This is a genomic window from Mesorhizobium sp. B2-4-6 (assembly GCF_006442775.1).
In the GTDB taxonomy this organism is placed as follows: Bacteria; Pseudomonadota; Alphaproteobacteria; order Rhizobiales; family Rhizobiaceae; genus Mesorhizobium.
In genome coordinates, this window is record NZ_VFVI01000005.1 from 232,836 (window position 1) to 259,611 (window position 26,776).

34 protein-coding genes, 1 other RNA gene and 1 pseudogene are annotated in these 26,776 nt (G+C 63.1%); 17 read left to right on the plus strand and 19 right to left on the minus strand.

The genetic code is table 11. The features are described 5' to 3' along the window. Positions 1 to 77: 77 nt before the first annotated feature. Entirely contained in the window at positions 78 to 917 is an 840-nt protein-coding gene (locus FJ957_RS15930) for a MoxR family ATPase (protein WP_140832881.1), read from the minus strand. A 165-nt stretch (positions 918 to 1,082) separates the two neighbouring features. Here FJ957_RS15930 and ssrS point away from each other — a divergent pair. The 7 genes from ssrS (at position 1,083) to FJ957_RS15965 (ending at position 4,922) form a co-directional block, all read left to right on the plus strand. Next, a non-coding RNA gene (gene ssrS, locus FJ957_RS15935) (6S RNA) lies at positions 1,083 to 1,238 on the plus strand. A gap of 82 nt (positions 1,239 to 1,320) precedes the next feature. Further along, positions 1,321 to 1,905, plus strand: a complete 585-nt coding sequence (locus tag FJ957_RS15940) for a 5-formyltetrahydrofolate cyclo-ligase (protein WP_140832883.1) — start codon at positions 1,321 to 1,323, stop codon at positions 1,903 to 1,905. Positions 1,906 to 2,101: 196 nt separating this feature from the next. Continuing rightward, a complete protein-coding gene (locus FJ957_RS15945) occupies positions 2,102 to 2,602 on the plus strand; it encodes a DUF3592 domain-containing protein (protein ID WP_281407680.1) in 501 nt (166 codons plus the stop codon). A 49-nt stretch (positions 2,603 to 2,651) separates the two neighbouring features. Further along, positions 2,652 to 3,476, plus strand: a complete 825-nt coding sequence (locus FJ957_RS15950) for a YmdB family metallophosphoesterase (RefSeq protein WP_140832887.1) — start codon at positions 2,652 to 2,654, stop codon at positions 3,474 to 3,476. Positions 3,477 to 3,546: 70 nt separating this feature from the next. Next, entirely contained in the window at positions 3,547 to 4,311 is a 765-nt protein-coding gene (locus FJ957_RS15955; RefSeq protein ID WP_140832889.1) for a TerC family protein, read from the plus strand. A gap of 52 nt (positions 4,312 to 4,363) precedes the next feature. Further along, positions 4,364 to 4,651 (plus strand): BrnT family toxin, encoded by a 288-nt coding sequence (locus tag FJ957_RS15960; RefSeq protein ID WP_140832891.1) that lies wholly within the window; start codon positions 4,364 to 4,366, stop codon positions 4,649 to 4,651. Next, positions 4,632 to 4,922 (plus strand): BrnA antitoxin family protein, encoded by a 291-nt coding sequence (locus FJ957_RS15965; RefSeq protein WP_140832893.1) that lies wholly within the window; start codon positions 4,632 to 4,634, stop codon positions 4,920 to 4,922. The genes FJ957_RS15960 and FJ957_RS15965 overlap by 20 nt, the downstream gene beginning before the upstream one ends. Before the next feature lie 4 nt (positions 4,923 to 4,926). On the opposite strand, the gene FJ957_RS15970 is transcribed toward FJ957_RS15965, so the two are convergent. Genes FJ957_RS15970 through FJ957_RS15980 form a run of 3 tightly spaced genes read right to left on the minus strand, consistent with a single transcriptional unit; the run spans position 4,927 to position 6,329 of the window. Next, positions 4,927 to 5,394, minus strand: a complete 468-nt coding sequence (locus FJ957_RS15970; RefSeq protein WP_140832895.1) for an SRPBCC family protein — start codon at positions 5,392 to 5,394, stop codon at positions 4,927 to 4,929. Positions 5,395 to 5,410: 16 nt separating this feature from the next. Then, the gene (locus tag FJ957_RS15975) at positions 5,411 to 5,803 is read right to left on the minus strand and encodes a VOC family protein (protein WP_140832897.1); all 393 of its coding nucleotides are present in this window, start codon (positions 5,801 to 5,803) and stop codon (positions 5,411 to 5,413) included. Positions 5,804 to 5,846: 43 nt separating this feature from the next. Next, positions 5,847 to 6,329, minus strand: a complete 483-nt coding sequence (locus FJ957_RS15980) for an SRPBCC domain-containing protein (RefSeq protein WP_140832899.1) — start codon at positions 6,327 to 6,329, stop codon at positions 5,847 to 5,849. 51 nt (positions 6,330 to 6,380) lie between these two features. Between FJ957_RS15980 and FJ957_RS15985 the strand changes: the two genes are divergently transcribed. From FJ957_RS15985 to FJ957_RS15995, 3 genes are all read left to right on the plus strand, one after another. Beyond that, positions 6,381 to 6,704, plus strand: coding sequence for a helix-turn-helix domain-containing protein (locus FJ957_RS15985; protein ID WP_140832901.1), 324 nt, complete (start codon positions 6,381 to 6,383; stop codon positions 6,702 to 6,704). A gap of 204 nt (positions 6,705 to 6,908) precedes the next feature. Further along, positions 6,909 to 7,658, plus strand: coding sequence for a YebC/PmpR family DNA-binding transcriptional regulator (locus FJ957_RS15990; protein ID WP_140832902.1), 750 nt, complete (start codon positions 6,909 to 6,911; stop codon positions 7,656 to 7,658). A 53-nt stretch (positions 7,659 to 7,711) separates the two neighbouring features. Next, the gene (locus tag FJ957_RS15995) at positions 7,712 to 8,020 is read left to right on the plus strand and encodes a SelT/SelW/SelH family protein (protein ID WP_140832904.1); all 309 of its coding nucleotides are present in this window, start codon (positions 7,712 to 7,714) and stop codon (positions 8,018 to 8,020) included. 62 nt (positions 8,021 to 8,082) lie between these two features. On the opposite strand, the gene FJ957_RS16000 is transcribed toward FJ957_RS15995, so the two are convergent. Continuing rightward, positions 8,083 to 8,559 carry a DUF1772 domain-containing protein gene (locus FJ957_RS16000; RefSeq protein WP_140832906.1) on the minus strand — a complete coding sequence of 159 codons (477 nt, stop codon included), beginning with the start codon at positions 8,557 to 8,559 and terminating at the stop codon, positions 8,083 to 8,085. Between the two features lie 128 nt (positions 8,560 to 8,687). On the opposite strand from FJ957_RS16000, the gene FJ957_RS16005 reads away from it, so the two are divergent. Further along, the gene (locus FJ957_RS16005; protein WP_140832908.1) at positions 8,688 to 9,329 is read left to right on the plus strand and encodes a TetR/AcrR family transcriptional regulator; all 642 of its coding nucleotides are present in this window, start codon (positions 8,688 to 8,690) and stop codon (positions 9,327 to 9,329) included. 324 nt (positions 9,330 to 9,653) lie between these two features. Here FJ957_RS16005 and rpmE read toward each other — a convergent pair whose 3' ends face one another. Next, complete coding sequence (gene rpmE, locus FJ957_RS16010; RefSeq protein ID WP_027166741.1) at positions 9,654 to 9,875, minus strand: 50S ribosomal protein L31; 222 nt, start codon at positions 9,873 to 9,875, stop codon at positions 9,654 to 9,656. A 205-nt stretch (positions 9,876 to 10,080) separates the two neighbouring features. On the opposite strand from rpmE, the gene FJ957_RS16015 reads away from it, so the two are divergent. Then, positions 10,081 to 11,883 carry an ABC transporter transmembrane domain-containing protein gene (locus tag FJ957_RS16015; RefSeq protein ID WP_140832910.1) on the plus strand — a complete coding sequence of 601 codons (1,803 nt, stop codon included), beginning with the start codon at positions 10,081 to 10,083 and terminating at the stop codon, positions 11,881 to 11,883. Positions 11,884 to 11,890: 7 nt separating this feature from the next. Here the strand turns inward: FJ957_RS16015 and FJ957_RS16020 are convergent, their stop codons facing one another. From FJ957_RS16020 to FJ957_RS16030, 3 genes are all read right to left on the minus strand, one after another. Beyond that, positions 11,891 to 12,322: a type II toxin-antitoxin system VapC family toxin gene (locus FJ957_RS16020; protein WP_140832912.1), complete on the minus strand. Its 432-nt coding sequence runs from the start codon at positions 12,320 to 12,322 to the stop codon at positions 11,891 to 11,893. Beyond that, positions 12,319 to 12,597: a hypothetical protein gene (locus FJ957_RS16025; RefSeq protein WP_140832914.1), complete on the minus strand. Its 279-nt coding sequence runs from the start codon at positions 12,595 to 12,597 to the stop codon at positions 12,319 to 12,321. The genes FJ957_RS16020 and FJ957_RS16025 overlap by 4 nt, the downstream gene beginning before the upstream one ends. A 73-nt stretch (positions 12,598 to 12,670) precedes the next feature. Next, positions 12,671 to 14,158 carry a carboxypeptidase M32 gene (locus tag FJ957_RS16030; RefSeq protein WP_140832916.1) on the minus strand — a complete coding sequence of 496 codons (1,488 nt, stop codon included), beginning with the start codon at positions 14,156 to 14,158 and terminating at the stop codon, positions 12,671 to 12,673. Between the two features lie 147 nt (positions 14,159 to 14,305). Here FJ957_RS16030 and FJ957_RS16035 point away from each other — a divergent pair, with 147 nt between their 5' ends. Continuing rightward, complete coding sequence (locus tag FJ957_RS16035; RefSeq protein WP_140832918.1) at positions 14,306 to 14,659, plus strand: DUF1304 domain-containing protein; 354 nt, start codon at positions 14,306 to 14,308, stop codon at positions 14,657 to 14,659. Positions 14,660 to 14,891: 232 nt separating this feature from the next. Here the strand turns inward: FJ957_RS16035 and FJ957_RS16040 are convergent, their stop codons facing one another. The 8 genes from FJ957_RS16040 to FJ957_RS16075 form a co-directional block, all read right to left on the minus strand. Beyond that, positions 14,892 to 15,317, minus strand: a complete 426-nt coding sequence (locus FJ957_RS16040; protein WP_140832920.1) for a hypothetical protein — start codon at positions 15,315 to 15,317, stop codon at positions 14,892 to 14,894. Between the two features lie 354 nt (positions 15,318 to 15,671). Beyond that, positions 15,672 to 16,700 (minus strand): peptidoglycan -binding protein, encoded by a 1,029-nt coding sequence (locus tag FJ957_RS16045; RefSeq protein WP_140832922.1) that lies wholly within the window; start codon positions 16,698 to 16,700, stop codon positions 15,672 to 15,674. A 1-nt stretch (position 16,701) separates the two neighbouring features. Continuing rightward, entirely contained in the window at positions 16,702 to 17,724 is a 1,023-nt protein-coding gene (locus FJ957_RS16050) for a MotA/TolQ/ExbB proton channel family protein (RefSeq protein ID WP_140704530.1), read from the minus strand. A 111-nt stretch (positions 17,725 to 17,835) separates the two neighbouring features. Then, the gene (locus tag FJ957_RS16055) at positions 17,836 to 18,528 is read right to left on the minus strand and encodes a hemolysin III family protein (RefSeq protein ID WP_140832924.1); all 693 of its coding nucleotides are present in this window, start codon (positions 18,526 to 18,528) and stop codon (positions 17,836 to 17,838) included. 192 nt (positions 18,529 to 18,720) lie between these two features. Then, a complete protein-coding gene (locus FJ957_RS16060) occupies positions 18,721 to 19,521 on the minus strand; it encodes an inositol monophosphatase family protein (protein ID WP_140832926.1) in 801 nt (266 codons plus the stop codon). Positions 19,522 to 19,544: 23 nt separating this feature from the next. Further along, positions 19,545 to 20,111 carry an elongation factor P gene (efp, locus tag FJ957_RS16065; protein WP_140645868.1) on the minus strand — a complete coding sequence of 189 codons (567 nt, stop codon included), beginning with the start codon at positions 20,109 to 20,111 and terminating at the stop codon, positions 19,545 to 19,547. A 143-nt stretch (positions 20,112 to 20,254) separates the two neighbouring features. Next, positions 20,255 to 21,373, minus strand: a complete 1,119-nt coding sequence (locus tag FJ957_RS16070; RefSeq protein WP_246685856.1) for a tetratricopeptide repeat protein — start codon at positions 21,371 to 21,373, stop codon at positions 20,255 to 20,257. A 1-nt stretch (position 21,374) separates the two neighbouring features. Then, the gene (locus FJ957_RS16075) at positions 21,375 to 22,022 is read right to left on the minus strand and encodes a thiamine phosphate synthase (protein ID WP_140832928.1); all 648 of its coding nucleotides are present in this window, start codon (positions 22,020 to 22,022) and stop codon (positions 21,375 to 21,377) included. Positions 22,023 to 22,233: 211 nt separating this feature from the next. On the opposite strand from FJ957_RS16075, the pseudogene FJ957_RS16080 reads away from it, so the two are divergent. After that, positions 22,234 to 22,963, plus strand: a pseudogene (locus tag FJ957_RS16080) (class I SAM-dependent methyltransferase). Positions 22,964 to 23,111: 148 nt separating this feature from the next. Further along, positions 23,112 to 23,510, plus strand: coding sequence for a GFA family protein (locus FJ957_RS16085; RefSeq protein WP_140832930.1), 399 nt, complete (start codon positions 23,112 to 23,114; stop codon positions 23,508 to 23,510). Between the two features lie 35 nt (positions 23,511 to 23,545). Here the strand turns inward: FJ957_RS16085 and FJ957_RS16090 are convergent, their stop codons facing one another. Beyond that, positions 23,546 to 24,010, minus strand: a complete 465-nt coding sequence (locus FJ957_RS16090) for a GNAT family N-acetyltransferase (protein ID WP_181180588.1) — start codon at positions 24,008 to 24,010, stop codon at positions 23,546 to 23,548. A gap of 157 nt (positions 24,011 to 24,167) precedes the next feature. Between FJ957_RS16090 and FJ957_RS16095 the strand changes: the two genes are divergently transcribed. After that, entirely contained in the window at positions 24,168 to 24,938 is a 771-nt protein-coding gene (locus FJ957_RS16095) for a sulfite exporter TauE/SafE family protein (protein ID WP_140833119.1), read from the plus strand. A 29-nt stretch (positions 24,939 to 24,967) separates the two neighbouring features. Here the strand turns inward: FJ957_RS16095 and FJ957_RS16100 are convergent, their stop codons facing one another. Continuing rightward, the gene (locus FJ957_RS16100) at positions 24,968 to 25,519 is read right to left on the minus strand and encodes a DUF2269 family protein (RefSeq protein ID WP_140832934.1); all 552 of its coding nucleotides are present in this window, start codon (positions 25,517 to 25,519) and stop codon (positions 24,968 to 24,970) included. Positions 25,520 to 26,068: 549 nt separating this feature from the next. On the opposite strand from FJ957_RS16100, the gene FJ957_RS16105 reads away from it, so the two are divergent. Further along, positions 26,069 to 26,599 carry a DUF1465 family protein gene (locus tag FJ957_RS16105; RefSeq protein WP_140832936.1) on the plus strand — a complete coding sequence of 177 codons (531 nt, stop codon included), beginning with the start codon at positions 26,069 to 26,071 and terminating at the stop codon, positions 26,597 to 26,599. The last annotated feature ends 177 nt before the right edge of the window (positions 26,600 to 26,776 follow it).

A 26,776-nucleotide genomic window follows, 5' to 3' on the forward strand; every position in this document is an offset into this window, starting at 1 on the left:
ACATTTTGACCCGAAGCTGCGGCAGCGGCCGCTCGCCGGCAACGGTCCACGGACGGGAAAGCGCTATTGCTGCCGGCTTACTGCTGCCGTCTCGCCATGAAGGCCAGGCGCTCGAACAAATGCACGTCCTGCTCGTTCTTCAACAGCGCGCCGTGCAGCTTCGGCAGCATGTTCTTCGGATCGGCGCGCAGATCCTCGGGCGCGATGTCGTCGGCGACCAGCAGGCGGATCCAGTCGAGCGCCTCGGAGGTAGACGGCTTCTTCTTCAGGCCCGGCACCTCGCGGATCTCGTAGAACTGCGTGAGTGCCGCTCGCACCAGGTTCTGCTTGATGCCGGGGTAATGCACTTCGACGATGCGGCGCAGCGTATCGATGTCGGGGAAGCGGATGTAGTGGAAGAAGCAGCGGCGCAGGAAGGCGTCCGGCAGTTCCTTCTCATTGTTCGAGGTGATGATGACGATCGGGCGGAATTCGGCGCGGATCGTCTCGCCGGTCTCGTAGACGAAGAACTCCATCCGGTCGAGTTCCTGCAGGAGGTCGTTGGGGAACTCGATGTCGGCCTTGTCGATCTCGTCGATCAAAAGCACGACTTTCTTTTGCGCCGCGAAGGCATCCCACAGCTTGCCGCGCTTGATGTAGTTGGCGATATCGTTGAAGCGCTCGTCGCCGAGCTGGCTGTCGCGCAGCCGCGAGACGGCGTCATATTCGTAGAGGCCCTGCTGCGCCTTGGTGGTGGACTTGACATTCCATTCGATGAACTCGAGCCCGAGCGCAGATGCCACCTGGCGGGCGAGCTCGGTCTTGCCGGTGCCGGGCTCGCCCTTGACCAGCAAGGGCCGTTCCAGCGCGATCGCGGCGTTGACCGCGACCATCAGATCCTTGTCGGCGACATAGGCCGCGGTGCCTTCGAAACGCATTTTTTCTCCTGGCCATTTCGCGGCGACCGTAAGGAGGCGATTTCCGCAGCGCAATAGCCGGTCATCGCGGAGTGCTCCGCTGGCACCATTATGAGGTGGCAAATAATAGGCTGACAGCCGTCCGTTCTTCTGGCGTTCGGCAGGGCGGCGGCCTATATTGGGATCGGCGGTCTGCGCTTCCCGGCAGGAGAAACTTATCCCCGGGGCCTTATCGATCCTTAGGGAGCTGTCCCTGGGAAGACCCGTGGGTTTTCTCACACGGCGCCCACCTACTTTGTAGGCACCCGGGATCGACCTCTCCACCGGTTGTGTGGATCGTCACTCTCCCGATTTTGGGAGACTTGCGCTAGAAAACGTCGCTCCTGCAACGCTGTAGAACCTTGGCCTTTTCTAGCGTCCGCACATGACATCATCCAAAGACCTGAAGAAACAGCTTCGCAAGGAAGCGCTGGCGCGCCGCGACGCGCTCGACGAATTCTGGCGGGTGGAAATCGCGCTCGAAATGGCCGAGACCGCGAAGGAAAAAATCGATTTCGAGCCCGGAAGGGTCGTCTCCGGCTTCTGGCCGATGCGCTCGGAGGTCGATGTGCGGCCGCTGATGTTCGCGCTGCGCGAGAAGGGCGCCAGGCTCTGCCTGCCGGCGATTATCGACAAGACCACGATCGTCTTCCGCGAGCTGGTGCGCGGCGCCCCGATGGTCGAGATGGGGTTCGGTACCGTCGGGCCGCATGAAGGGGCGGAAGTGCTCGACCCCACGCTGATGCTGGTGCCGCTCGCCGCCTTCGACGCCCGCGGTCACCGCATAGGCTATGGCGCCGGCTATTACGACCGCGCCATCGCCAGGCTGGCCGACAGGGGCATTGTGCCCAGGCTGATCGGCATCGCCTTCGATTGCCAGGAAGTGCCGCTGGTGCCGAACGAAGACCACGACGTCGTCATTCGGGAAATACTGACCGAGAGCGGGTTGCGCCGCTTCGATATCGCTTAAAGCGCGTCGCGCTGAAACGAATTCAGGCGCGCCTTAGGTTTTGTCGGTCGTCCCAAAAGCGCTGCGCTTTTTTGGGCGACATGCATTGAACTGTCGCGACCTGCTTATCGCGTTCCCAACAAACGTCGGCTATATTCCTGAAAAATAGTCCAGCTCGACGGGGGTCGTGGTGTTTATTCTTGCGCGCTATTTGCTGATGCCGTTCGCGTTGATCTCGGCGATACTATTTTTGATGGCATCGCACATCATAGGAACTGCCCTGCACCACCAGTCCGCTTGGCAGCGGACGGTCGCCACCGTAACGGATGTCAGTCCTTACAGCGAAACGCAGGCGAACGGCCTCAAAACGGACGGCATCAATGTCGCCTTGGCTTACGTCGCCAACGATGCGCCGATGACATGGTCCGGCAAGGGCAAGGACATCGGCCTCTACAAGGCAGCCAAGGGCGACCAGATGGAATTCTACTACGATCCCGCCGATCCATCGAACCTTGATACGGCCGCGATGAAAGGATGGCGCGGCGGCCTGCTGCTGCTTGCCGTCACCGGCGGGTTCACCGCTTTCTATCTCTGGTTCTTCTGGTCGCGAGGACGGAACACGCCGCCGGCCTTGCCGATGATCGCCTCGGCTAGCCGCGTGTCGGGCGCGAGCGCAAGGCCGACCGAACGGCAACGCGCCACTTTCGGCAGGCGTTAGGACTTCCGTGCCGCTTGCCTAGCGTCCACAGCTCTGGATAGAAGTGGCTATGAGACTCCTCTTCCTCGGCGACATGGTTGGCAAGACAGGACGCACGGCGGTTTGGGAACAGCTGCCAGGGCTGATTTCCGACTTCAGGCTCGACTTCGTCATCGTCAATGGCGAGAACGCCGCCGGCGGCTTCGGCATCACCGAAGAAATCTTTCGCGAGACGCTCGCGGCGGGCGCGGATGTCGTCACCACCGGCAACCATGTCTGGGACCAGCGCGACGCGCTGATCTTCGCGCCGCGCGAGGAGCGCTTCCTGCGGCCTTCGAATTTTCCCAAGGGCACGCCCGGGCGCGGCTCGGGCGTCTACATCGCCCGCAATGGCGCGCGCGTGCTGGTCGCCAACATCATGGGCCGCGTCTTCATGCACCCGGAGCTCGACGACCCTTTCCAGGCCGGCGAGCGTGAGCTTGCCGCCTGTCCGCTCGGCGAGCAGGCCGATGCGGCCATCGTCGATTTTCACGCAGAGGCGACCTCGGAGAAAATGTGCTTCGCGCATTTCGTCGACGGCCGCGCCAGCCTCGTGGTCGGTACGCATACGCACCAGCCGACCGCCGACCATCAGATCTTGAATGGCGGCACCGCCTATATTTCGGACGCCGGCATGTGCGGCGACTATGACTCCTCGCTCGGCATGGACAAGGAAGAGCCGCTCAACCGGTTCCTGTCGAAAGTGCCGAAAGGCCGGTTCGAGGCGGCCAACGGGCCGGCGACATTGTGCGGCGTCGGCGTCGATATTTCCGACCGCACCGGGCTTGCCGAGAAGATCGCGCCGTTTCGTCGCGGGCCTCGGCTCGAAGAAACGGCACCGTCTTTCTGGTCGTGACATTGATATAGGTGCGCAGAGTACCTAATTGCCGGCAGCACTGCTCTAGATCGTAGAGGGGACGACCTCCATGCAGCTTGTCGAATTTCTGGCGCCGCATTTTCACTTTGTTTCCGATCCGACCGCATGGGTCGCGCTTTTGACCCTTGTGGTGCTTGAGGTCGTGCTCGGCATCGACAATCTGATCTTCATCTCCATCCTGACCAACAAATTGCCGGAAGCGCAGCGCGCCCGCGCGCGCCGGCTCGGCATCTCGGCGGCGCTGGTCATGCGCCTGATCCTGCTCGCCACGATCTCGGTCATCGTGCAACTGACGGCGCCGGTGTTCACCGCTTTCGGCCACGACTTTTCCTGGCGCGACCTGATCCTGATCGCCGGCGGCCTGTTCCTGGTCTGGAAGGCGACCAAGGAGATCCATCACACGGTCGACCCGCAGGACCATCAGGACACGATGGTGGGCACGCTGCAGATGAGCCTTGCCGGCGCCATCTTCCAGATCCTGCTGCTCGACCTCGTCTTCTCGATCGATTCCATCATCACCGCCGTCGGCATGACCGACGAGATCGCCATCATGTATATCGCGGTGATCGTGGCGGTGAGCGTGATGATGCTGGCGGCGACGCCGCTCGCCAATTTCATCGCCAAGAACCCCTCTATCGTCATGCTGGCGCTGGGCTTCCTGTTGATGATCGGCATGACGCTGATCGCCGACGGCATGGGCTATCATGTGCCCAAGGGCTACATCTACGCCGCCATGGGTTTTTCAGCCTTGGTCGAGGGCCTCAACATGCTGGCACGGCATCGCAAGAAGCAGGGTTCGGGCGACGGGCATTGAGGCTTGACTCTTACATATTTGTACGTACATACTTGTATGCTAAGGGAGCGCGATGCGGTTCGAGTGGGATCCCGAGAAAGCGTGGCGCAACCTTGCCAAACATGGCGTCGCCTTTGACCTCGCGAAGAAGGTTTTTGACGATCCGCTCCATCTGATTGTGCCCGATCGTTTTGAAGATGGGGAACAGCGTTGGCATGCGATCGGTATGGTTGGAATTCAGGTGATCCTGCTCGTTGTTCACACGTACCCGACAGTGGCAGACGAAGAACATGTTAGAATTGTCGGTGCTCGCAAGGCCACCCCACATGAAAGGAGGCGCTATGAGCAGGAAGGACCTTAGCCAGGATCAGCATGATCAACTGGCCAAGCTGGCTGATCTGCCTGACGATCAGATCGATACTTTCGATATTCCGGAAGCGCCAGTGGAGAACTGGGCACACGCTCGCCGAGGAGATCTCTACCGGCCCCTCAAACAACCTGTCACCATTCGCCTTGATGCTGACGTGCTCGCCTGGTTCAGAGAGCACGTCGAGAAGGATGGTGGTTATCAAACGGAAATCAACCGGGTGCTCCGGCGTTATGTGACCGAGCAGGAGAGGCGTCGATCCTAGCTTTCTATTTGGCCGAAATGCTCTGGGGGTGACGGTCGCCGATCAGGCCGAGCGTCAGGCCCTGTTCCAGCCATGCCTTGGCGCCGGCGAGCACCAGAGAGAAGCCGCCGGTCGAGTCGACCGCCTGCTTGACCTGCTCGTCGGCAGAGCCGGCGAAGCCGAAATTGCGGACTTCGAGGAAGGTCGCCTCATCGGGCATTTTGGTGAAGGTCCAGACGACGGTGGCCGGCGGATCGCTCCATTGCATGACGATCTTCTCGTTGGGGACGATCTCGCTGACCTCGACCCTGGTCGAGACCCCGTACATGCGCCACTCCCACTTGACCGTCTTGCCCTCGTCCAGTCGGCCGCTCGAACGCGTGAACCAGAATTTCGTGGTGATCGCCGGGTCGATGATTGCTTCGAAGACATCGGCGACCGGCCGCCGGATCAGCATGGCGGTTTCGGCGGTGGGGGCGCGCTTCAATTCCACAGTACCCTCCTCGATGTCAGGGCAAGTTGATCTGCCAGGAGACGCCGAACCGGTCATTGAGCCAGGCGAAACGCTGGCTGAAGCCGTAATTGCCTGGTGGCATCAGAAATCCACCATCCTTGGAAAGAACGTCGACGATCCGCTCCAGTTCCTGCCCGGAAGAACAGTCGACAAAGAACGAGAAGGACGGCGTGAAGGTGAAGGCGTGATGCACGGGGCTGTTGTAGATCCTGACCTCGACGCCGCCGATGGACGCGCGCGCCAGCTTGAGCGTTCCTTCCGCCCCGTCCTCGTCCGAGCCGTAGCGCGTGACGTCGAGGACACGGCTATCGGGGATGGTCTCGCAATAGAGGGTCATGGCCTCCTCGCCGTTTCCCTCGAACATCAGGAATGGTGTTGCTTTCGTCATCGGGGCGACCTCCTCCTGCCGGATATCGGGACTTAACGCAGGCTCAGATGTTGGTCTCGTTGGCCGGCTCGCCCTTCATCTCGCTGCGGTAGTAGCCGTCGCGCAGATTGATGCCGTATTCGAGATAGGCCTTCATGCAGGCGAGCATCTGCGACCAGCCTTCGCAATTGAGATAGGATTTCTTCAGGCCTACCTCGCCTTCGTGCCAGCCTTGCTCGGCGATGGTGACGAAAGTGCCGCCGTCCTCAAGCGGCTCGAAATTCATCTCGATGCGGGTCTTGTAGGCGGGCTTGCCGTCGGCATCGGTGGCGTCCCAGCGCAGCACGATGCGCTTGTCCTTGGTCACTTCGTCGACCTCCACCGGCACCATCTTCCACCAGGTGACGGTGGTGCCGGCGACAAGCGGAGCGGAGGCGCCGCCAATGGTGGTGAAATAACCGCTGAGCTTTGTCGGGTTGACGACGGCGTCGAAGACCTCGGCGACCGGTTTGCCGATGCGCCCGGAAATCCTGAATCCAAGGGACATATCCACAGCTCCTTCCTTGCTCGCCCGAACAATATGTTATAGAAACATAACATGTCAAGCCAAACCGTGGACGATCATGTTTTCAAGGCCTTGGCGCATTCGCGCCGGCGCGAATTGCTGGATCGGCTGAAGGACCAGCCGCAGACCACCGGCGCGCTATGCGAGGCTTTTCCGGACATGGACCGCTGCACGGTCATGATGCACCTGAAAGTCCTGGAGGAGGCCGGCCTGATCGTTGCCAAGCGTGAGGGGCGCGAGCGCTGGAATCATCTCAATGCGCTGCCGATCAAGCAGATCCACGACCGCTGGATCAGCCGGTATGCCGGTCACGCCGTCAGCATTCTCGACCGGTTGAAGTCCGATCTGGAGGGGTGAGCGGGCCGGTTCAACGTCGGAGTGACGGCGCGGCTGGACGAATTGAGCCGATTTATCTATAAGCCGGCCATTCCGACAAAGAGCGCCGCGTGCCTTCGCAGGCATGTCCGGGACGTTCTGAAAGATTGAATTCGAGCATTTTGCCGAAGACGAGGTGATGACACCCCGCTTCGAGATGCTCTAGCCGAACACGACAGGGGTGCCATGGCTGGCCATTCGCAGTTCAAGAACATCATGCACCGCAAGGGGCGCCAGGACGCGGTGCGGTCGAAAATGTTTTCCAAGCTGGCGCGTGAAATCACCGTCGCCGCCAAGAGCGGGACGCCCGATGTATCGATGAATCCGCGGCTTCGCCTCGCCGTGCAGAACGCCAAGGCGGTGTCGATGCCGAAGGACAACATCCAGCGCGCCATCAACAAGGCGTCGATGGGCGATGCCGAAAACTACGAGTCGGTGCGTTATGAAGGTTACGGTCCCGGCGGCGTCGCGCTGATCGTCGAGGCGCTGACCGACAACCGCAACCGCTCGGCCTCCAATGTGCGCGCCGCCTTCACCAAGGCCGGCGGAGCGCTCGGCGAAACCGGCTCGGTGTCCTTCATGTGGAACCGCGTCGGCGAGATCTACTATCCGGCCTCGGCCGGCAGCGCCGACAAGGTCATGGAAGCGGCGATCGAAGCCGGCGCCGACGACGTGGAATCGGACGAGGAAGGCCACACCATCTATTGCGCCTTCGAAAATCTCGGCGACGTGTCCAAGGCGCTGGAAGCCTCGCTCGGCGAAGCGGAATCGGTGAAGCTGATCTGGCAGCCGCAGAACAATGTCCCGGTCGACGAAGAGCGGGCGCAGTCGCTGATGAAGCTGGTCGCCACGCTCGAGGACGATGACGACGTGCAGAGCGTCTACGCCAATTTCGAGGTCGACGACGAGACGATGGCCAAGCTCAGCGCGGCCTGAGCGGCAGCGCCATGAGCGAAGCTCGATCCGATGTGAGCGGAACTCAATCCGGCATGAATGAGAAGCCGCTGCCCGTCATCCGCATCACCTACTGCACGCAGTGCCAGTGGCTGCTGCGTGCCGGCTGGATGGCGCAGGAGCTCTTGTCCACCTTCGGCACCGATCTCGGCGAGGTGACTTTGGTCCCGGGTACCGGCGGCATCTTCACCATCTCCTGCAACGATGTGCTTGTCTGGGATCGCAAACGCGACGGCGGTTTTCCGGATGCGGCGAAGCTCAAGCAACTGGTGCGCGATGTCATCGATCCCAACCGCGACCTCGGCCACGCCGATCGCAAGGATCGTAAAAAAGACCCCGCCTGATGAACTGACCCCCGAAAGTTGGACGCAACCTTCGGGAGTTTTGCATTCGCGGGCTGCCGTCTTCAGATCAACGCCATGATGAAGCAGGCCATCGCCACGATGGCGGTGACGGTGCGGACATGGTTCCACATCACCCATTGGCTCAGATGGTTCGCCCATACCGCGGCGCCGTTGGCGCTTTCCGGATCGACGGCGGCCAACGCGTCGTTGAGCGGCACGTTGAAGACCATGGTCACGATCGGATTGCCGATGAAGTAGATCACGGCGCCGGCAAGCAGCCAGTAGGAGCCAGACTGGCTCCAGCCGAAGAAAACGCCGGCAATCAACACCAGGCAGATGAGGCCGGTGCCGAACAGCGCCGTCATGAAGGTCGGGGTGATCACCGTGACGTTGATCGAATTCATCGCCGCGATGCCGCTCGGGACGGGCAGCCGGGCAAGCGCCGCCATGACGAAATTGGAAAAGGCGAAGAATACGCCGCCGACAACGCCGGAACCGACTGCGGCGATGAAGGTGAGGGTGGGAAGAAGTTTCATCATCTCAGTTGTTCCAGATGCCGGGTTTTGCTCGATTCAAAAATGCGAGTAATTCTCACATTTGCAAAACGTGATAACCCCTCGTATTTTGTGAGTCAAGCCAGTTTTCGAGAAATCGCCCGGACAGAGCCATGGATGAAAAAGTTACCGCCAAGCCGGACCAGGCGGCCATTGCTTCGCCGCGCCGGTCGCCTATGCAGCAGCGCAGCCGCGAGCGGGTCGAGCGCATGCTCGCGGCCGCCTCGGCGCTGATTGCCGAGCAAGGCAGCGATGCCATGCGCATGGGCGAGGTGGCGGAAAGGGCTGGGGTGTCGATCGGCTCGCTCTACCAGTTCTTCCCGGACAAGCGGGCGATCGTCTGGGCGCTTGCCGAGCGCTACACCGCCGAAAGCCAGGCCTGCATTGCGACGGCGCTCAAGGATGTCCGCGATGTCGAGGGAATGAAACGGGCGTTTTCGGAGCTGGTGGACATCTACTACCAGTTGTTCCTGGCCGAGCCGGTGATGCGCGACATCTGGTCGGGTACGCAGGCCGACAAGGCGTTGCGCGAACTGGAACTCGCAGACAGCCGGGCCAATGCCGAATTTTTGGTCGCGGTGCTGAAGCGGCTGCGTCCCCATGCCGATCCAGTGGAGCTGGAAACGACGGCGTTCCTCACCTGGCAGATGGGCGAGGCCGCGGTGCGGCTGGCGATCTCCGTCGATCGCGAGGAGGGCGACAGGCTTGTCGCGGCCTATAAGCGCATGGCGCTTAGGGAGTTTGTGGGGGAGTAGGTACAACCCAGGCGCTTTCCCACAGCGTCGGCGATTGGCGAAATCGCCGGCGAGAGCGCCCCTCTCCCCGTCACTATACGGGGAGAGGATGCCGGCAGGCAGGTGAGGGGCGGCGCCGACCTATGACATTGGCGTCGTCGAAAAAGCGCACTGTCATCGAATTCTGAATTTCTCGCACCTTGGCCGGCCAATCGCCGGGGCTGGCGCTGCCCCTCATCCGCCCTTCGGGCACCTTCTCCCCGTAGAACGGGGAGAAGGAAGAAATGCGGCCAATAAAAAACCCGCCTCGAAGGCGGGTTTTCAAAGTCTGCCGATGTATCCGGCTTAGAGGCCGAAGCCTTCGAAACGCTTCTTGAACTTCGAGAGGCGGCCGCCGCGGTCGAGCAGGGTCTGCTGGCCGCCGGTCCAGGCCGGGTGCGTGGTCGGGTCGATGTCGAGGTTCATCGTGTCGCCTTCCTTGCCCCAGGTCGAGCGGGTCTGGTATTCGGTGCCGTCGGTCATGACGACCTTGATGGTGTGGTAGTCGGGATGGATATCGGCCTTCATTGTCGTGTTTCCTGGCTGCCGGCGCGGGTGACGGGCCTAAAGGCCTGCGTCGATGCGCCCCTTTTTAAAACTCGAAGCCGCAGCTAATGAAAAGCCACGGCTTCTAAAACGGTCGGCGAGCCTATACATCAGCCGGAATTGAATCACAAGGCCGCGGCAGGCGCATATTGAATGTGGCGCCGTCAAGCGGCCAGAGGAAACGCTTATGGCGGAAATCGGTGCCAGCGCAAGCGAGCGCACACGCTCGGTCCGGCCGCTCCGCAGCCTTTTTCCCTATATCACCCGCTATAGGAAGCTTGCCATCGGCGCCATCATCTCGCTGATCGTGGCGGCGGTGACGACGCTTGCCTTGCCGATGGCCGTGCGGCGCATGATCGATCACGGTTTCCAGGCATCGGGCTCCACCTTCATCGCGGAGTATTTCGCGGCACTGGTTCTGATGGCGGCTTTGCTGGCGGCCGCTTCGGCCAGCCGGTACTATTTCGTCATCACGCTCGGCGAACGTGTCGTGGCCGACATACGCCGCGACGTTTTCTCTCATGTCACGACGCTGTCGCCGGCGTTTTTCGATCGTTCGCATTCGGGCGAGATCGTATCGCGGCTCGCCGCCGACACCACGCAGGTGAAGTCGGCGGTCGGCGCCACCGCTTCGGTCGCGCTGCGCAACGTCATCCTCGGCCTTGGCGCGGTGGCGATGATGGTCGTCACCAGCCCGAAACTCTCCGGCCTGGTGATCGCGGCCATTCCGGTGATCGTGCTGCCGCTGGTCGCCTTCGGCCGCTCGGTGCGGCGCAAGTCCCGGCAAGCGCAGGACACGCTCGCCGAAGCCACCGCCTATGCCAGCGAGCAGATCGGCGCGGTGCGCACGCTGCAGGCCTTCACCAACGAGAAGCTGGTCACCGGCCGCTTCGCCGCTGCCGTCGACGCTGCCTTCGAGGCGGCGCGGGCCTCGGTGTTCGCGCGTTCCTTCCTCACCTTCTTCGCCATTTTCATGATCTTCTCCTCCGTGGTCGCGGTGTTGTGGTTCGGCTCGCGCGATGTGCTTGCCGGCACGCTGTCGGCCGGCACGCTCGGCCAGTTCCTGCTCTATTCGGTGTTTGCCGCCGGCGCGCTCGGCGCGTTGTCGGAGGTGTGGAGCGAGCTGTCGCAGGCGGCGGGTGCCGCAGAGCGGCTGACCGAGATTCTGGCCGAGACGCCGGCGATCCAGCGGCCTGCCGACCCCGTTCCGTTGCCCGCCACGGCCAAGGGTGCGATCGGCTTCGACGACGTCTCCTTCTCCTATCCGGCGCGGCCGGACCGTGCCGCCGTGCATGGCCTGAGCTTCCAGGTGAAGCCCGGCGAGACGGTGGCGGTCGTCGGGCCTTCGGGCGCCGGAAAAAGCACCGTCTTCTCGCTGATCCTGCGCTTCTACGATCCCGAGAGCGGGCGCATCGTCATCGACGGCGTCGATGTGCGCCAGGCCGACCCCGCCGCGATCCGCGGGCGCATCGCCATCGTGCCGCAGGACGTCACCATCTTCGCGGCGAGCGCTGCCGACAATATCGGCTTCGGCCGGCCGGGCGCCAGCGCGGCCGAGATCGAAGCGGCGGCCAAGGATGCGCTTGCCGACGAATTCATCCTCAAGCTCGAAAAGGGCTATGACAGCCAGGTCGGCGAGCGCGGCGTGACGCTGTCCGGCGGGCAGCGCCAGCGCATCGCGATCGCCCGCGCCATCCTGCGCGACGCGCCGATCCTTCTGCTCGACGAAGCGACCTCGGCGCTCGACGCCGAGAGCGAGACGCTGGTGCAAAGGGCGCTGGAGCGGCTGATGCGCGGCCGCACCACCGTCGTCATCGCGCACCGGCTGGCGACCGTGCTCAAGGCCGACCGCATCCTCGTCATGGAAGGAGGGCGCATTGTCGAGGAAGGCACGCATCAGAGCCTTGTCGCCAAGGGCGGCATCTACGCGCGGCTCGCCAAGCTGCAATTCGAGACCGGAGCCGGCGCCTTCAAGGGCGCGGCGGAGTAGAAATATGTCAGTCTGCTCGCCAGTCGGCGAGTAGAGTGATGCGGCCCAAATGTTTTGTTTTGGCAAAATGCCGCCGGTCGGCTGTCACCAACGTTGCAGCGCGATTGATGGCGATTGCATGGTAAACGCAATCGTTGAGCGTCGGATAGCCGCCAGCCGGACTGAGTTGCGTCGCCATCTCCTGAGTTTTGGCCAGTTCGTCCATATCCGGCTCCAGAAGCTCGAAACCGCCTTCGCGCAGTCCGGCGATGAGCTTTGCGACCATGACAAAGGATTGCTCATAATGAAGCGCAGCCGATAACGCCTCGTAAAGCAGGATGCCAGGAGCGGCCATGGCGCGGCCATCCGCAATGTTCTTCACGAACAGATTTCGCGCCTGTTCGCTGTCATCCTCATATCGAAAGAGTTTGATGAAGATCGACGCATCGACGATGATCACTTTTTACGGCCTTCGAGGATATCCACCGGCCGGCCGTCCATTTCCAGACGAATTCTGTGCAGCACGTCAGTGGAGTCTTCGCCGCCGGTCGAGGTCGACTTGAATTCCCGGATCATTTTCAGAGCGCGTTCTTTCGCGGCGTCCTTCAATGCCTTCGCGATCGCCTCTTCGACAAAGCGGGATCGCTTGCTTTTCGGAATCTGGCTTTCAAGCGTCTCCTTGATCGTGCTGTCGATCGAAAACGTTGCGCGTTCCTTGGGACCTGAAGCGTTCATCTGCGCACCTCTTGGTCATAACATATAGTAGTACGAAATGGTATGCAAACGGGCGGCCGTTGCCGGCGTCGGTCTATGAGGCCCCGTAACGCCGGCGCAGATGCTCGGTGAAGTAAGCTGCGTTCAGCTTCTCGCCCGTGGCACGCTCGAGCAGTTCGGGGGTGGACCACCGCGAGCCTTGCGACCAGATCCGGTCGCGCCGCCAGCCATTGATGGCGCTGAAATCGCCTTTTGCCAGGTCCTGGTCGGCGGTCGGATGATCTTTGACCAGGGCCGCCCATTGCTGCGCCGCCATCATGGCGCCCAGCGTGTAGGAAGGGAAATAGCCGAAGGCGGCGCCCGGCCAATGCACATCCTGCATCGGCCCGTCGGCGGGATTGTCGATGGTCGAGAGGCCGAGATAGTCGCGCATCTTGGCGTCCCATGCCTCCGGCAGGTCGGCGACCTCCAGCCGGCCGGACACGAGTTCCTGCTCGAGCTCGTAGCGCAGGATGACATGCAGCGGATAGGTGACCTCGTCGGCATCGACGCGGATCAGGCCGCGCTCGACATGGTGGACATGCGGCAGGATGTCGTCGAGCGACCAGGCTTCGCCGAGGTGTCTTTCGACCACCGGCAAAGCCCAGCGCCAGAACGCCGGGTTGCGGCCGATCTGCTTTTCGACGAACAGGCTCTGGCTCTCATGCACGGCCATGCCGCGCGCCTTGCCGAGCGGCCAATGCGACCAGGCTTTCGGCAGGTTCTGCTCGTAAAGCGCGTGGCCGGTCTCGTGCAGCACGCCCATCAGCGCCGACAGGAAGTCGGAGGTCTTGTAGCGGGTGGTGATGCGCACGTCGGTCGGCACGCCGCCGCAGAAGGGATGGTGCGACACCGACAGCGAGCCATGGGTGAGATCGAAGCCGACGGCCGCCATCATGGCAAGGCCGAGTTCGCGCTGGCGGTCGACGGCATAGGTGCCCGATAGCGGCTTCAACGGATGTTTTGCCAGCCGCGCTTCCTGCATGGCCAGCGCACGCGGCAGGAAATCCTTGAGAAAGGCCTTCAGCTCGGCAAACACCGGCGTGATGTCGGCGGCACGGTTGCCGGGGTCATACTGTTCCATCAGCGCGTCATAGGGGGCAAGGCCGGGCGCGTCGGCGCGCAGCGCCGCTTCCTCGCGCACCAGAGCCACGACGCCTTCCAGCGCCGGCAGGAAGCCGGCCCAGTCGTTCTTGGCGCGCAGGTCGCGCCAGAGCTGCTCGGAACGCATGCGCGCCACCGTCTGGCGCTCGACGAATTCGACAGGCAGGCAGGTGAGGTTGGTGTATTGGCGGCGCAACTCCCTGACCGCCGCCTGCTGCTCTTCGCTCAGTGACTCGGCTTCGGCGGCCGCGATCCAGTCACCGATCTCCGGCGCGGTCGCCTGGGCGTGCAGCATGCCGGCAAGCGAGGACATCGCCTCGGCGCGCTTCTCGCCGCCGCCGACCGCCATATGCGTCGCCTCGTCGGCGCCGAGAATGGCTAAAGCATGCTCCAGCGCTTCGAGCTTGTGGCCGAGTTGGTCGAGTTTCTGGAAGGACATGATGGATACCCAGATTCAATTTGGCTGGCGCGAAAAGATACCAAGGCGTCGAGCTTGGCAACCCTGATCGGCCGGGATGGAATCGGCCGTCTTGCCTTGTAAGGCGACTGCGTGATCAATGCCGGAAACAAACTGCTGGAGGGGACAATGATCGGCAATATCCTCGTCGGGCTGGTGGCGCTGATCCACTGCTATATCGTCTACCTTGAGATGGTCTTGTGGGACACGCCGCGCGGCCACAAGGCGTTCAGGCTGACGCCGGAATTCGCCAGCGCCTCGAAGGTGCTTGCCGCCAATCAGGGGCTCTATAACGGCTTTCTCGCCGCGGGCCTGATCTGGGGGCTCTATCTCGGCGCCGGCGGATTCCAGATCAAGTTGTTCTTCCTGCTTTGCGTCACTATTGCCGGCCTCTACGGCGCGGCGACCGTCGGCCGCAAGATACTCTTCATCCAGACGGTACCGGCGGTGCTCGCCAGCGTCGCGCTTTGGCTCGGCCTTTAGAGCGTTTCACCGTTTCACAGAGACGCCGAACCGCCCTATCCCTTTGTTTTCACGCAATTCCGGGCGGAGGGGTACGGCGAAGTTGCCGAGCCTAAACGCTTCGCACTTTTCCTGGGATTGCTCTGATCGAAGCAGGACGCGATCCAAAAAGGACGCCCTCGGGGCCAGGTTCCGCGGGCGCCAGTTGGTCCCTTTCCGTGTGCCGTCCGTCTCCCTGAAATGGCGAACCGCTTCAGCCGTTCGGGTAATTGCCGTTGTCGGAGCCGTCGCCCACCATGAAGCCGCTGCCGGTGTCGTTCATCAGCCTCTGGTCGACATTGTCGAGGCGGCGCAGCATCTCATGATATTGCGCGGACGGTATCCTGCCGTGATCCGCGGCCGCGACATGCTCCGCGGCCTGGCTGATATGTGCGGCGCGCATGTGCAGTTGCCGCGCTTCCGAAGCCGAAATGTTGTTTGCCTGCCGGGCGTCGGTGATGCCCTGATCCACGCCCTGGATCTGATCGATCAGGCTGGTCACGCGCGGTCCGATGAAATCGGCTGGAGGGGTCGCGTCGAGAAGCCCCTTGTGGTGCCCGGCCGCATAGGCGCCGGCGAGCGGGGCCGCGATCAGAACCGCAGCGAGGGTTGCAGTCTTGAGAGATGTTGAAGCGCGCATGGCGGCGCATCCTTCTACCAGGAAGGGAGCGGCCGCGCCGCGTCGCCTTCCGACCTTCCGGGCCGTCCGGTTCCGTCGCGTCGCGATGGGAGCCATCGCCGGCGGGACCCCGGCCCTGCGCGGCAAGTTAGATGCGTCGATTCGCGATGTGTAATTAAAAAAAGATAATGTTTTCAGGCCTTGCCGCCGGAACTTGGCGTTCTAAGTATTCAGCCGACAAACAACTTCCCGTGACTTTGCGTGATCCTAAAGCGCGTCGCGATCTTCAGATACGCTCCGTGCGCTTTAGGGCTTTGATTCCACGCATGTCTTTGTCCCGAAACCGGTTCCCACTTTCGAGAGACATGCTTCAAATCACCGTTCGGTGAGCTTCAGCTCAATACGACGGTTCTTGCTGCGCGCGTCATCGGTGTCGGCTGGATCGAGCGGCTGGAATTCGCCGAAGCCGGCGGCCACCAGCCGGTTGGCCGGCACGCCGTTCTCGATCAGGAACTTCACGACGGACGTCGCGCGCGCGGTCGACAATTCCCAGTTGTCGCGATAGCGGCCGGTGCCGGACAGCGGCTTGTTGTCGGTGTGGCCGTCGACGCGCAGCACCCAGCTGATCTCGGGCGGGATTTCCTTCTGCAATTCGATGATGGCGTCGGCGAGCTTCTTCATCTCGACCTTGCCGGCGTCGTTGATCACGTCGGAGCCGGTCGGAAACAGCACCTCCGACTGGAAGACGAAGCGGTCGCCGACGATACGGATGTTCTCGCGGTCGGCGAGGATCTCGCGCAGCCGACCGAAGAAGTCGGAACGGTAACGGTTGAGCTCCTGAACGCGCTGCGCCAGCGCGACATTCAGGCGGCGGCCGAGATCGGCGATCTTGGTGTTGGAATCGCGGTCGCGCTGCTCGGAGACGTTGAGCGCGTCTTCGAGCGCGCCGATCTGCTTGCGCAGGGCCGCGATCTGCTGGTTGAGGATCTCGACCTGGCTCAGCGCCTGCTGGCTTATCTGGCGCTGGTTGCCGAGTTCGCCGGATAGCTGGTCGGCGCGCCTGCTGGCCGCGTCGCCGGCGCCGGCGCCCTGCGCCAGCAACTGTTCGAGGCGGCTCTTTTCGGCCTGCGCCGCCGACAGCGACGCCTGCAGGTTGGCGAGCGAATCCTCCTTGTCCTGGCTGTTCGTGCGTTCCAGCGCGAGCAACTGGGTCAGCTCGTTGATCTGCGAGTTGAGGCGGTTCAGCACCGCGTCCTTGCCGGATATCTCGCGGCTGAGCAGGAATTGCGCCAGCACGAAGACAGTGAGCAGGAACATGATCGCCAGCAGCAGCGTCGACAAGGCATCTACGAAGCCCGGCCAGTAGTCGATGCGGCGGTCGGCGCGCCGTCTTGCCAGCGCCACGTCAGTGGACCCCTTGCTTCTTCAGCGCGTCGGCGATCTTTTCCAGTGTGTTGCGCATGGCCTTCTGCTCATCGGACTGTGCCTCGACCCAGTCGCGCATGATCTGCTGCTCGGAGCGCATGTTCTTCACCAGCCCCGAGATGCCGTCGGCAAGATTGGCCATGGCGGTGGCGACGCGTGGATTGGAGCCTCCGCCATTCTCCTGCAGGCTGCGCAGCCGTTCCGACAGCAGCCGGATATCCTCGGAGGATTCGGCGGCCTTTGACGTATCGGACACGACGATGTCCGACGACAGATCGGTGACCGAGGAGAGCCAGTTCTCGAGTTCGGTGTAGAAGCGGGTCTGGGCGCGGCCGGCCTGCAGATCGAGAAAGCCGAGCACAAGCGAGCCGGAAAGGCCGAACAGCGAGGACGAAAACGCGGTGCCCATGCCGGCGAGCGGCGCCGACAGGCCCTGCTTCAGCGCGTCGAGCACGGCGGCGGCATCGCCGGTGCCCGGGTCCAGCGCCTCGATCGTCTCGCGGATCGAGGCGATGGTGTTGAGCAGGCCCCAGAAGGTGCCGAGCAGGCCTAGGAACACCAGCAGGCCGACCAGGTAGCGCGAGGTGTCTCGGCTTTCGTCGAGGCGGGTGGCGATGGAATCCAGCATCGTGCGCATCGACGAGGTCGAGAAGGCCACCGAGGACGAACGGCCGATCATCGCCTTCATCGGCGCCAAAAGAACCGGCTCGGTGGTCTCGGAGCCGGCGCGGAAGGAATTGACCCAGCGCACCTCGCGGAACAGCCGCCCGACCTGCACGAACGCAAGCAGGATACCGACCGCCAGCACGCCGATGATCAGTCCGTTGAGGCCCGGATTGCTGGAGAAGGCGGTCGAGATCTGGCGGGTGAGGATGGCGGCGATGAAAGCGACGATGATCAGGAAGATCACCATGGTGAGCAGGAAGACCTGCGGACTCGACAGCTTGTGCGGATCATAGACCAGGACGTCCGATCGCCTGCCGAAGGATCTGAGAAAAGCCATCCGTGCCCCGTTTCCGATGCCACCGCCGCAGAATTGCCGCGACTCTAAACGGAATTGTGACCAAATTGAATGGCGCTTGGCAATATGGCCCGATAGGCCGGCGCCACAGGCCTAGAACCGGTTGACCACCAGGCAGTCGACCATGGCGGCCAGATGCAGGCCGGCGCCGGTGACGACGAAGCCGTGCCAGACGGCATTGTGGAAGCGCAGGCCCTTCCAGGCGAAGAAGACGACGCCGCAGGAATAGACGATGCCGCCGGCGACGAGCAGCGCGACCGAGGTCGTCGGCAGTGTTTCGACCAGCGGTCCGGCGAGCACCACGCCGCTCCAGCCGATGGCGAGATAGAAGACGATGGCCAGCCGGTCGTAGCGCCCGGGCAGGAACATCTTGATGGCGATGCCGGCCGCTGCTGCGCTCCACACGACGACGATCATGGGTAGCGCCAGCGGCGTGCTGTGGAGCTGGGCGAGGAAGGGCGTGTAGGTGGCGGCGATCAGGAGATAGATCGCTGCGTGATCGAAGCGGCGCAGGATCCATTTCGCCGGCCACGAGACCGGCCACAGATTGTAAGTCAGCGATACGGACAGCACGGTGAGCAGCGACACTACGTAGAAGACGGCTGCGGTATATTCGCCTGGACCGGAATGAAAAGCGGCGAGCGCCAGGAAAGTCGAGCCGGCAGCGATCGCCAGCACTATGCCCACCGCATGCACGATGCCGTCGGCGATTATCTCGGCGCGCGAATAGTGCCAGCGCCCCACAAAGGGGATGTCAAGCTGGGTATCTGGCCGCACATCGTTCATAAAATGATCCTGCTGTCCCTTGATCTGGGCAGTCGCGGACCAGTATTTCAAGCTTCGGTTGCGGTTTTGCGACTGCGGAGCGGCGCGTCCTTTCGACGCGCAAAGGACACTGCAGCACTTTGATTTGCACACGATCCTTTCCGAAAATCGATTCCGACTTTCGCAGTAAGGGCGCTTCGCGCGCCCCACCTCTCAGCGCGACGACAGCGGTTTCTTCACGGTCTTGAGAAGCGCGCGCTGGATGAGCTCGTTGCCGGCGACGACCTCGCCATTGTCCAGCATGTCCTGTCCGCCATCCATATCGGAGACGAAGCCGCCGGCTTCGCGCACCAGAAGGATGCCCGCGGCGATGTCCCAGGACGACAGGCCGGTTTCCCAGAAGCCGTCCATGCGGCCGGCCGCGACATAGGCGAGATCGAGCGCGGCGGAGCCAAGGCGGCGTACGCCGGAGACTTCGGCCATGACGTTGCGCAGCTCGATCAGGAAATTGCCGTGCTGGCCGCGGCCGAGATGCGGTACGCCGCAGCCGATTATCGCGTCGGTCAGCTTGGAGCGTCCGGCAACGCGCAGCCGACGGTCGTTCATGAAGGCGCCGCCGCCGCGCTCGGCCGTGTAGAGTTCGTCCATCGCCGGATTGTAGACGACGCCGGCGACGATCTGGCCCTGGCGCTCGAGCGCGATCGACACCGAGAAGACCGGAATGCCGTGCAGGAAGTTGGTGGTGCCGTCGAGCGGGTCGACGATCCAGCGATGCTGGGCGTCCTCGCCTTCGACGGCGCCGCGCTCCTCCATCAGGAAGGCGTAACCCGGCCGCGCCTTGGAAAGCTCGGCGAAGACGATCTCTTCGGCCTTGCGGTCGGCCTGGCTGACATAGTCGCCCGGGCCTTTCATCGAGACCTGCAGGTTCTGCACCTCGCCGAAGTCGCGCGACAGCGAGCGGCCGGCTTTCATCGCGGCCTGGACCATGACGTTGAGGAGAGCGGAACGCGCCATTTTTTCTTCCTGCTTTTTTGCCGTTAATCCGCGCGGCGCATGTAGGTGATTTCGTTGGTGTCGACGATGATACGCTCGCCGGCCGAGATGAAGGGCGGCACCAGCACGCGAATGCCGTTCTCCAGCACCGCCGGCTTGTAGGAGGAGGCGGCCGTCTGGCCCCTAACCACCGGGTCGGCCTCGGTGATGGTCAGCGTTACCTGGTCGGGCAGCGAAATGCCGATCGGCCGCTCTTCGTAAAGCTGCACCGTCACCATCATGCCGTCCTGCAGGAAGGCGGCGCGCTCGCCAACGAAGTCCTTGGCCAGCTCGAGCTGCTCGTAGCTTTCGGTATCCATGAAGACCAGGGCGTCGCCCTGCTCGTAGAGGAACGAAAAATCCTTCAGATCGAGCCGGATCTGCTCGACGGTCTCGGCCGAGCGGAAGCGCTCGTTGAGCTTGGTGCCGTTGATCAGGTTCTTCAGCTCGACCTGATTGTAGGCGCCGCCCTTGCCAGGCTTGACGGTGTTGGTCTTGACCGCCACCCACAGCCCGCCATCGTGCTCGATGACGTAGCCGGGACGGATTTCGTTGCCACTGATCTTGGCCATGATGAACTGATCCGGAATGAGATTTTTCAGGCGCGGGTCGCGCTTTGGCGCCTCCAAGACCACAAATTGCACGCAGTAGCAAGGGAGGGAGGCAAGGGAGGGGACCCAAGCGAGCCAGGAAATGGTGTCCGTAGCGCCATGCGTCAACGCAGGCGATTTGCCTTCTGCAGCGCCTGCTTGGTCTGGTCGTCGTCGAGGCCCTGCAGGAAATCGTCCATCCGCGGGTCGATCAGGCCGGCGCGGCGGGCGACGATGTACCAGGCGCCGGCAAGGATCAGGTCCGGGTCGGTGCCGATGCCGCCCATATAGAGCTTGGCGAGGCGGTTCTGGGCGGCGACGTTGCCGCCCTCCGCCGCCCGCTTCATCCAGGCAAAGCCCGATTTCAGGTCGCGCCCGCCGCCGCGGCCCTCGATCATCCAGGCGGCGAGGTCGATCTGCGCGGTGTCGTAGTTCTGCCTCGCGGCTTGCGTCAGCAGAAGACGCGCCTGGGCGTCGTCGTGCGGCTTGCCGCCGACGCCGTTGGCGTAGAGCTGCGCCATTGCATATTGCGCATCGGCAAGGCCGGTGGCGGCGGCACGCTCGTAGTAGACGGCGGCCTTCACCAGGCCGTCATCGCCGGGATCCTGCTGGACGAGCAACTGGGCGAAATTGAACTGTGCAAGCCGGTTGCCGGCCTCGGCCGAGGCCTGCATCAGCGCGAAGGCGCCCTTTTCGTCCTTCTTCACATAACGGCCGTCGAGCAGCATCAGCGCATATTGGAACTGTGCCTCCGGCACGCCCTGTTCGGCGGCCAGCGCATACCATTTGCCGGCCTCGGCCGGATTGAGCGGCACGCCCAGTCCGCGCGACAGGATTTCGGCCACCAGCGTCTCGGCCGCCGGATCGCCGTTCTTGGCGCGGTCCATGGCGAGGTTGTAGGCGGTCTTGTAAAGCCCGCGCTGGAAGGCGCCGTAGGCGGCGTCCGGCTGCTTGGCGCCGAAGCGGTCGGGATTGACGGCGTCGGCCGATGGCGGCGTCATGGTGGCCGGTTGCGGCAAGGTGTTTTGGATCGGCTTGTCGATGTGCGTGACGGTGCCGAACCTGCTCGCATCCGGCTCGCCGGCATCCGGCGTTGCCGCGTTCGGTGTGGGCGTATTCGGTGTGCCGGAGTCCGGAGTGCCGGCATCCGGCCGCTGCTGTGGCAGCGGGATGGTCTCAGCCGCCATCGCGGCCTGCGCCAACAAGCCGGCCAGGACAACCAGAGAAAGGACACGCAGGCGCATGTCAGTCCTCGAAACGCGGCGCGGTTTCATCGAGCAGCGCGTTGGCGGCGGCAATCGCCGCCCGCGGGTCGCGCCCGTCGGCAAAGACGGCGCTGGACAGCGCCACAAATTCCGCGCCAGTCGCGGCCACCGTCTCGACGGAAGCAAGCTCGGAGCCGGCCATGACGATGCAGGGGATCGAAATCATCTCCGCCCACCATTTGCCGAGGGTGAGGTTGCGGTGGTGCGGCTCCGGCTTGTTATCATAGCCGAAACGGCCGAAGAACATATAGTCGGGCCGCTCCTCGCCGAGCTCCAGCGCCTCGTCGCGCGTCTTGGCGCCGCCGATGCCGACCATCATCTTGCCGGCCAGGCGCTCGATCGTCTCGGCGAGTTCCCCCGACTTCACTTCAACATGGATGCCGTCGGCCTGGACGCGCCCGGCGATGCGGCTGTCGCCGGCGATGATGACAGCGACGCCGGCACTTTGAGCGATCGGCACGATCCTTTCGGCAAAGGCCTGGAAGGAGGCATCGTCCATGCCGTTGTCGGGCAGGATCAGCGAGGCGACGTCGCCGCCCTCGAACGCCGCGCAGATCTGCTCCGCCGGCACGAGCGGCGGCGCGATCAGCACGATGCGGCAGCGGTTGGGCGGAGTTAAATCGTTCATTGGCCTTCGATCCCGGTTTCGCCTATGCCGGGCGAAGATGGTTGCATTGCGGCATAGAGCAAAGGGGGCGGCTTGAACAGCAGCCGTGCGGCGCCAGGGCCAAAATGCTTAACCACCGCTGTGGCTTGCGTCGCCCATTTGGGTTCCGAGGATGGCGTTGGAAGCCGCGGGGAGGTCCGCTAGATATGCAGGCAAAAAGCAAGACAGGCACATGGCGCAAAACATCTACGACCGTCCGGATTTCTTCGACGGCTATAGTCGTCTCGGCCGCTCGGTCGAGGGCCTGGACGGCGCGCCCGAATGGCCGGCGCTGCGCGCCATGTTGCCCGACGTCAACGGCTTGAGCATCGTCGATCTCGGTTGCGGGTTCGGCTGGTTCTGCCGCTGGGCGCGCTCGCATGGCGCGAGCGAAGTCCTCGGCCTCGACCTGTCGGAAAAGATGCTTGCACGGGCACGCGCCGCCGGCTCCGACGATGCCGTCACCTATCTGCGCGCCGACCTCGACGAACTCAGTCTGCCAAAAGCCCGTTTCGACCTTCGCCTACAGCTCGCTTGCCTTGCATTATGTCGGCGATGCCGCGGGCTTGTTCGCGACCGTCCACGAGGCCCTGGTTCCCGGCGGAACCTTCGTCTTCTCGACGGAACATCCGATTTACATGGCGCCGACCAACCCGGGCTGGTCCGTCGATGCCGCGGGCAGGAAGACATGGCCGGTCGACCGGTATCTGGTCGAGGGACCGCGCACCACAGACTGGTTCACCAAGGGCGTGGTCAAGCACCACCGCACCATCGGCGCCACGCTCAATTTGCTGATTCAGGCCGGATTCAGCATCGGGCATGTCGAGGAATTTTGCCCGTCGGAGGAGCAGATCGCCGCCCGGCCGGAACTGGCCGAGGAACTCGAGCGGCCGATGTTCCTGCTGGTCCAGGCACGGCGGTGATGAACTCAGCTTGAAGCTAACGCCTCGCGCACGCGGCCACTTTCGCCAGCGCCGAATGTCGGGATCAGGCGCAAGTTCGGCGCATTCCTTGGCGACTCCCGCACGCCTCCGGCACTAAGCTGTCCTTGCTGCCTCAAGGAGGTTCCGCATGCGCGGCCATTGCCTATGTGGCGCTGTTGCCTTTGAAGTCGATGGTTCGGCACAGGCCTGCGTGGTTTGTCATTGTGAAAGTTGTCGGCGGCAATGTTCTGCGCCGATGACCGCCTATATTGGCGTCCTGGACGGCCAATGGCGATGGCTCGGCAGGCCACCGAAGGTATTCAACTCTTCTCCCGGCGTGGAAAGAACTTTTTGCGATCACTGTGGCTCGCCGCTTTCCTTCCGCTCAAAGAACATGTCTGGTGTCATGCATTTTTTTGCGGCGGCGATGGCGGAGCCGGAAAAATTTGTGCCTACGCTACATGTCGCTTTCGAGGAAAAGCTCCCCTGGTTGAAATTCGCCGACGGCCTGCCGACGCGTTTTGGGCCTGACTATACGAAAGGCTAGAGGGGGCAGGCGCTTCCGTGAAACGCTGAGCCGCTCTACAGCTCCAGCTTGTAGCCGATATGGCTGGCCTTTAAGCCAAGGCGCTCATAGAAGCGATGCGCGTCGAGCCGGCTCTTGTTGGTCGTCAGCTGGGCGACGCGGCAGCCGCGCTCGCGGCATTTGTCGATCGCCCATTCCAAGAGGCGCTGTCCCAAGCCCTCGCCGCGCCGCTCCGCCGCGATGCGCACCGCCTCGATCAGGCCGCGCTGGGAACCGCGCAGCGACAGCCCGGCGATAAAGGTGATCTGCAGCGTGCCGATCACGTCGTCGCCGTCGGTCATCACCGCGAGGAACTGGTTCGGATCGCCGTCTATCGCGGCGAAGGCGTCCAGATAGGCCCGCGACAGCGGCAGGCCGGCGTCTTCGCGGGCCTGGCCGAGCGCGTCGTCGGCAAGCATCGCGACGATCGCAGCAATGTCCGCTTCGCGTGCCTTGCGAATGCTGATGGCGTTCATTTCCATACCTCGAGACAGCGAGCCGGCCGAATGACGAACCTTGGCCGTGCGGCAGGTCGTCGATATCGGGCCGGCAATAGCGGATGCAGGCAATAATGACTATCCGGGCCGCGCTATTCTGCGCTATTGCTGAATTCCCGCCTTCTCCAACCTTCCCTTGCCGATGTCAGGCCTGCTCAGCGACCCGTGGTTCTATGCCGCCGCCATTCCGGCGGTGATCCTTGTCGGCCTGTCGAAAGGCGGCTTCGGCGGCGCCGTCGGTTTCGTCGGCGTGCCGCTGATGGCGCTGACCATCCCGCCGGTTCAGGCGGCCGCCATCCTGCTGCCGATCCTTTGCCTGATGGATGTCGTTTCCGTGTGGACCTGGTGGGGCGTCTACGACCGCAAGATGCTGGTCGACATGATGCCTGGCGCCGTCATCGGCATCGGGCTCGGCTGGCTGACAGCGGCTTTGGTCACCGAGGAGATGGTACGGCTGATCGTCGGCGCGGTCGCGCTGGTGTTCGTGCTGCGCTGGATTTATCTGCAGTTCCGCCATGGTGCCGACCATGCGGCGGAACCGAACCGCATTGCCGCCGCCTTCTGGGGCACGGTCGCCGGTTTCACCAGCTTCGTCGCCCATGTCGGCGGCCCGCCCTTCCAGGTCTATGCGCTGCCGATCCGGCTCGATCCGAAAGTGCTGTCGGGCACGGCGGCGATCTTCTTTGCCGCCACCAACGCGCTGAAGCTCATCCCCTATTTCGCGCTCGGCCAGTTCGACACCACCAACCTCACAGCGTCGGCGGTGCTGATGCCGCTGGCGCCGCTCTCCACCATCGCCGGGGCGTGGCTGGTGCGCCGCATGCGGCCGGAGATCTTCTACCCGTTCACCTACGCCACCGTCGCGGTGGTCGCCGTCAAGTTGCTGTGGGATGGTATCGCCGGCTTGTGGTGAGTGGCCATCTGGCCACTCACCACAAGGACTCAGGCAGCGTTCGGCACCATCTGGCGACCGCCGCCGAAGGCGAGCGCGGCGCCCAGCGCAACCACCATGACCATGCCGGCAAGAATGCCGATGTCGTGCAGGGTGGGCTTCAGCACCATGTCGGCGATGATCACCAGCATCACCGCATAATCGAGGCGCGCCCAGTTCATCATGCGCTGGCCGATGGCAAGAACGGCCGGCGTCACGCCCTGCTCGGCGATCATGGCGCCCATGCGCTCGCCGGTCGGCTTGAAGACGAGCATGCCGATCGAGAAGGTCGTGGCATAGCCGACGAGGCCGATGACGATCCACAGGTCGGCAAAGCCGACCCAGAAGCCGCACATGATGAGGCCGAAGACCAGCGTCAGCATCGACATCGGCGCGAAAAACCTGCCGCCGAGCTGTCCGCTGGCGCGCATAGCCTGCAGCTTGTCCTCGATGTTGCCGGCACGCTCGGCCAATACACCGAGCAGGAACAGCACGAAGCCGCCGCCGACCCACAAAACGGCCGAAACGATGTGAAGGAATTTGACGATCGAATACCAATCCATGATCTGCTCCCGGATATCCCGCATGATTTTGAGCGGCGCGGTTTTGCGCGCCGCTCAGAGGAGCGGGCTTTTGCGTGGCGCGTGTTTCGGAACGATGCCGCGGCGGCAGCCTACATGTTTCGAAAGCCGCGATGACTGCATCCGAAATACGGTTCCCGGGCGGCGAGGCCGGCTGTCCTATTGCGGCACGGGAAAGCGCGTTCGCTTAAAAAATCGTCGCCGCGTTAAGGGTTCATTAAGCTTTACGGGCGTTTACTATGCGCATCCAGTTTTGCTGGATTCTTACCGAGTGGTTGGAGCCACTTTGTTTGACGCCTCCCTGTTAAACTCCTGAGAGCCGCCTTATCCGCGGCTCTTTTTTTGTCCGCGGGCGGCAAGCCGGTGCCATCCGCTTGCGAATGGCTGGAACGAGGCCGGCGTTAACCGTTTGTTAAACATGCGCTTGCCTTCATGGGCATCGAAGCGCATTTTCAAGCCTCAGTCATTTAGGGTGCGGGCCACGTCGGCAAGGATTGCCGAATCGGCCGACGGCAGTGCAGGGGCGTATCGATGAACGAGCCTTCGAAGGGCAGCGCGAAAACCATCAAATTGGCGGAGCGCCGGGTTTTCTCCCAATCCTTCAAGCCGCTCTACCAGGAAGGTATGGGGCTGGTCGAGCAGGCCGCCGAATATCTCGATGGCAAGGGCAGGCTCGAAGCCAAGAAATTGTCGCGCACGGCGGCGACGCTCTATGCGGCCGAGTCGATGCGGCTGACCACAAGGCTCATGCAGGTCGCTTCCTGGTTGCTTTTGCAGCGGGCGGCGAATTCCGGCGAGATGACGCGCGACCAGGTGGCCTCGGAGAAATCCAAGGTGCGGCTCGACACCGCCTCCGCGCATGACGAGGCGCTTGGCTGGAACGAACTGCCCAAGGATTTTCTGGACCTCGTGACGCGTTCGTTGCGCCTGCAGGCTCTGGTGCGGCGCATGGACGAGGAAATCTATGGCGGCGTCATCAACGACACGCACGTCCCCAGCCGGCGGGCCAACCCGGTTTCCGACCAGATCAGTCTCTTGAATACGGCTTTCGCGCGCGGCTGAAACCGCGTTTGCAACAAACGCCGCGACAGCGGCGCGCGAAGCGGGAACCCACATCCTTCAATCGAGGCGCGATCCGGCGAGCCGCGATCGTGGCCGTAAGCCGAATGCCTGCGACCGCCGACTGCTCTTCGATACTGCGGCAGCCGTCGTTGCATCGAAGGTCATGCCGGCCTTCGC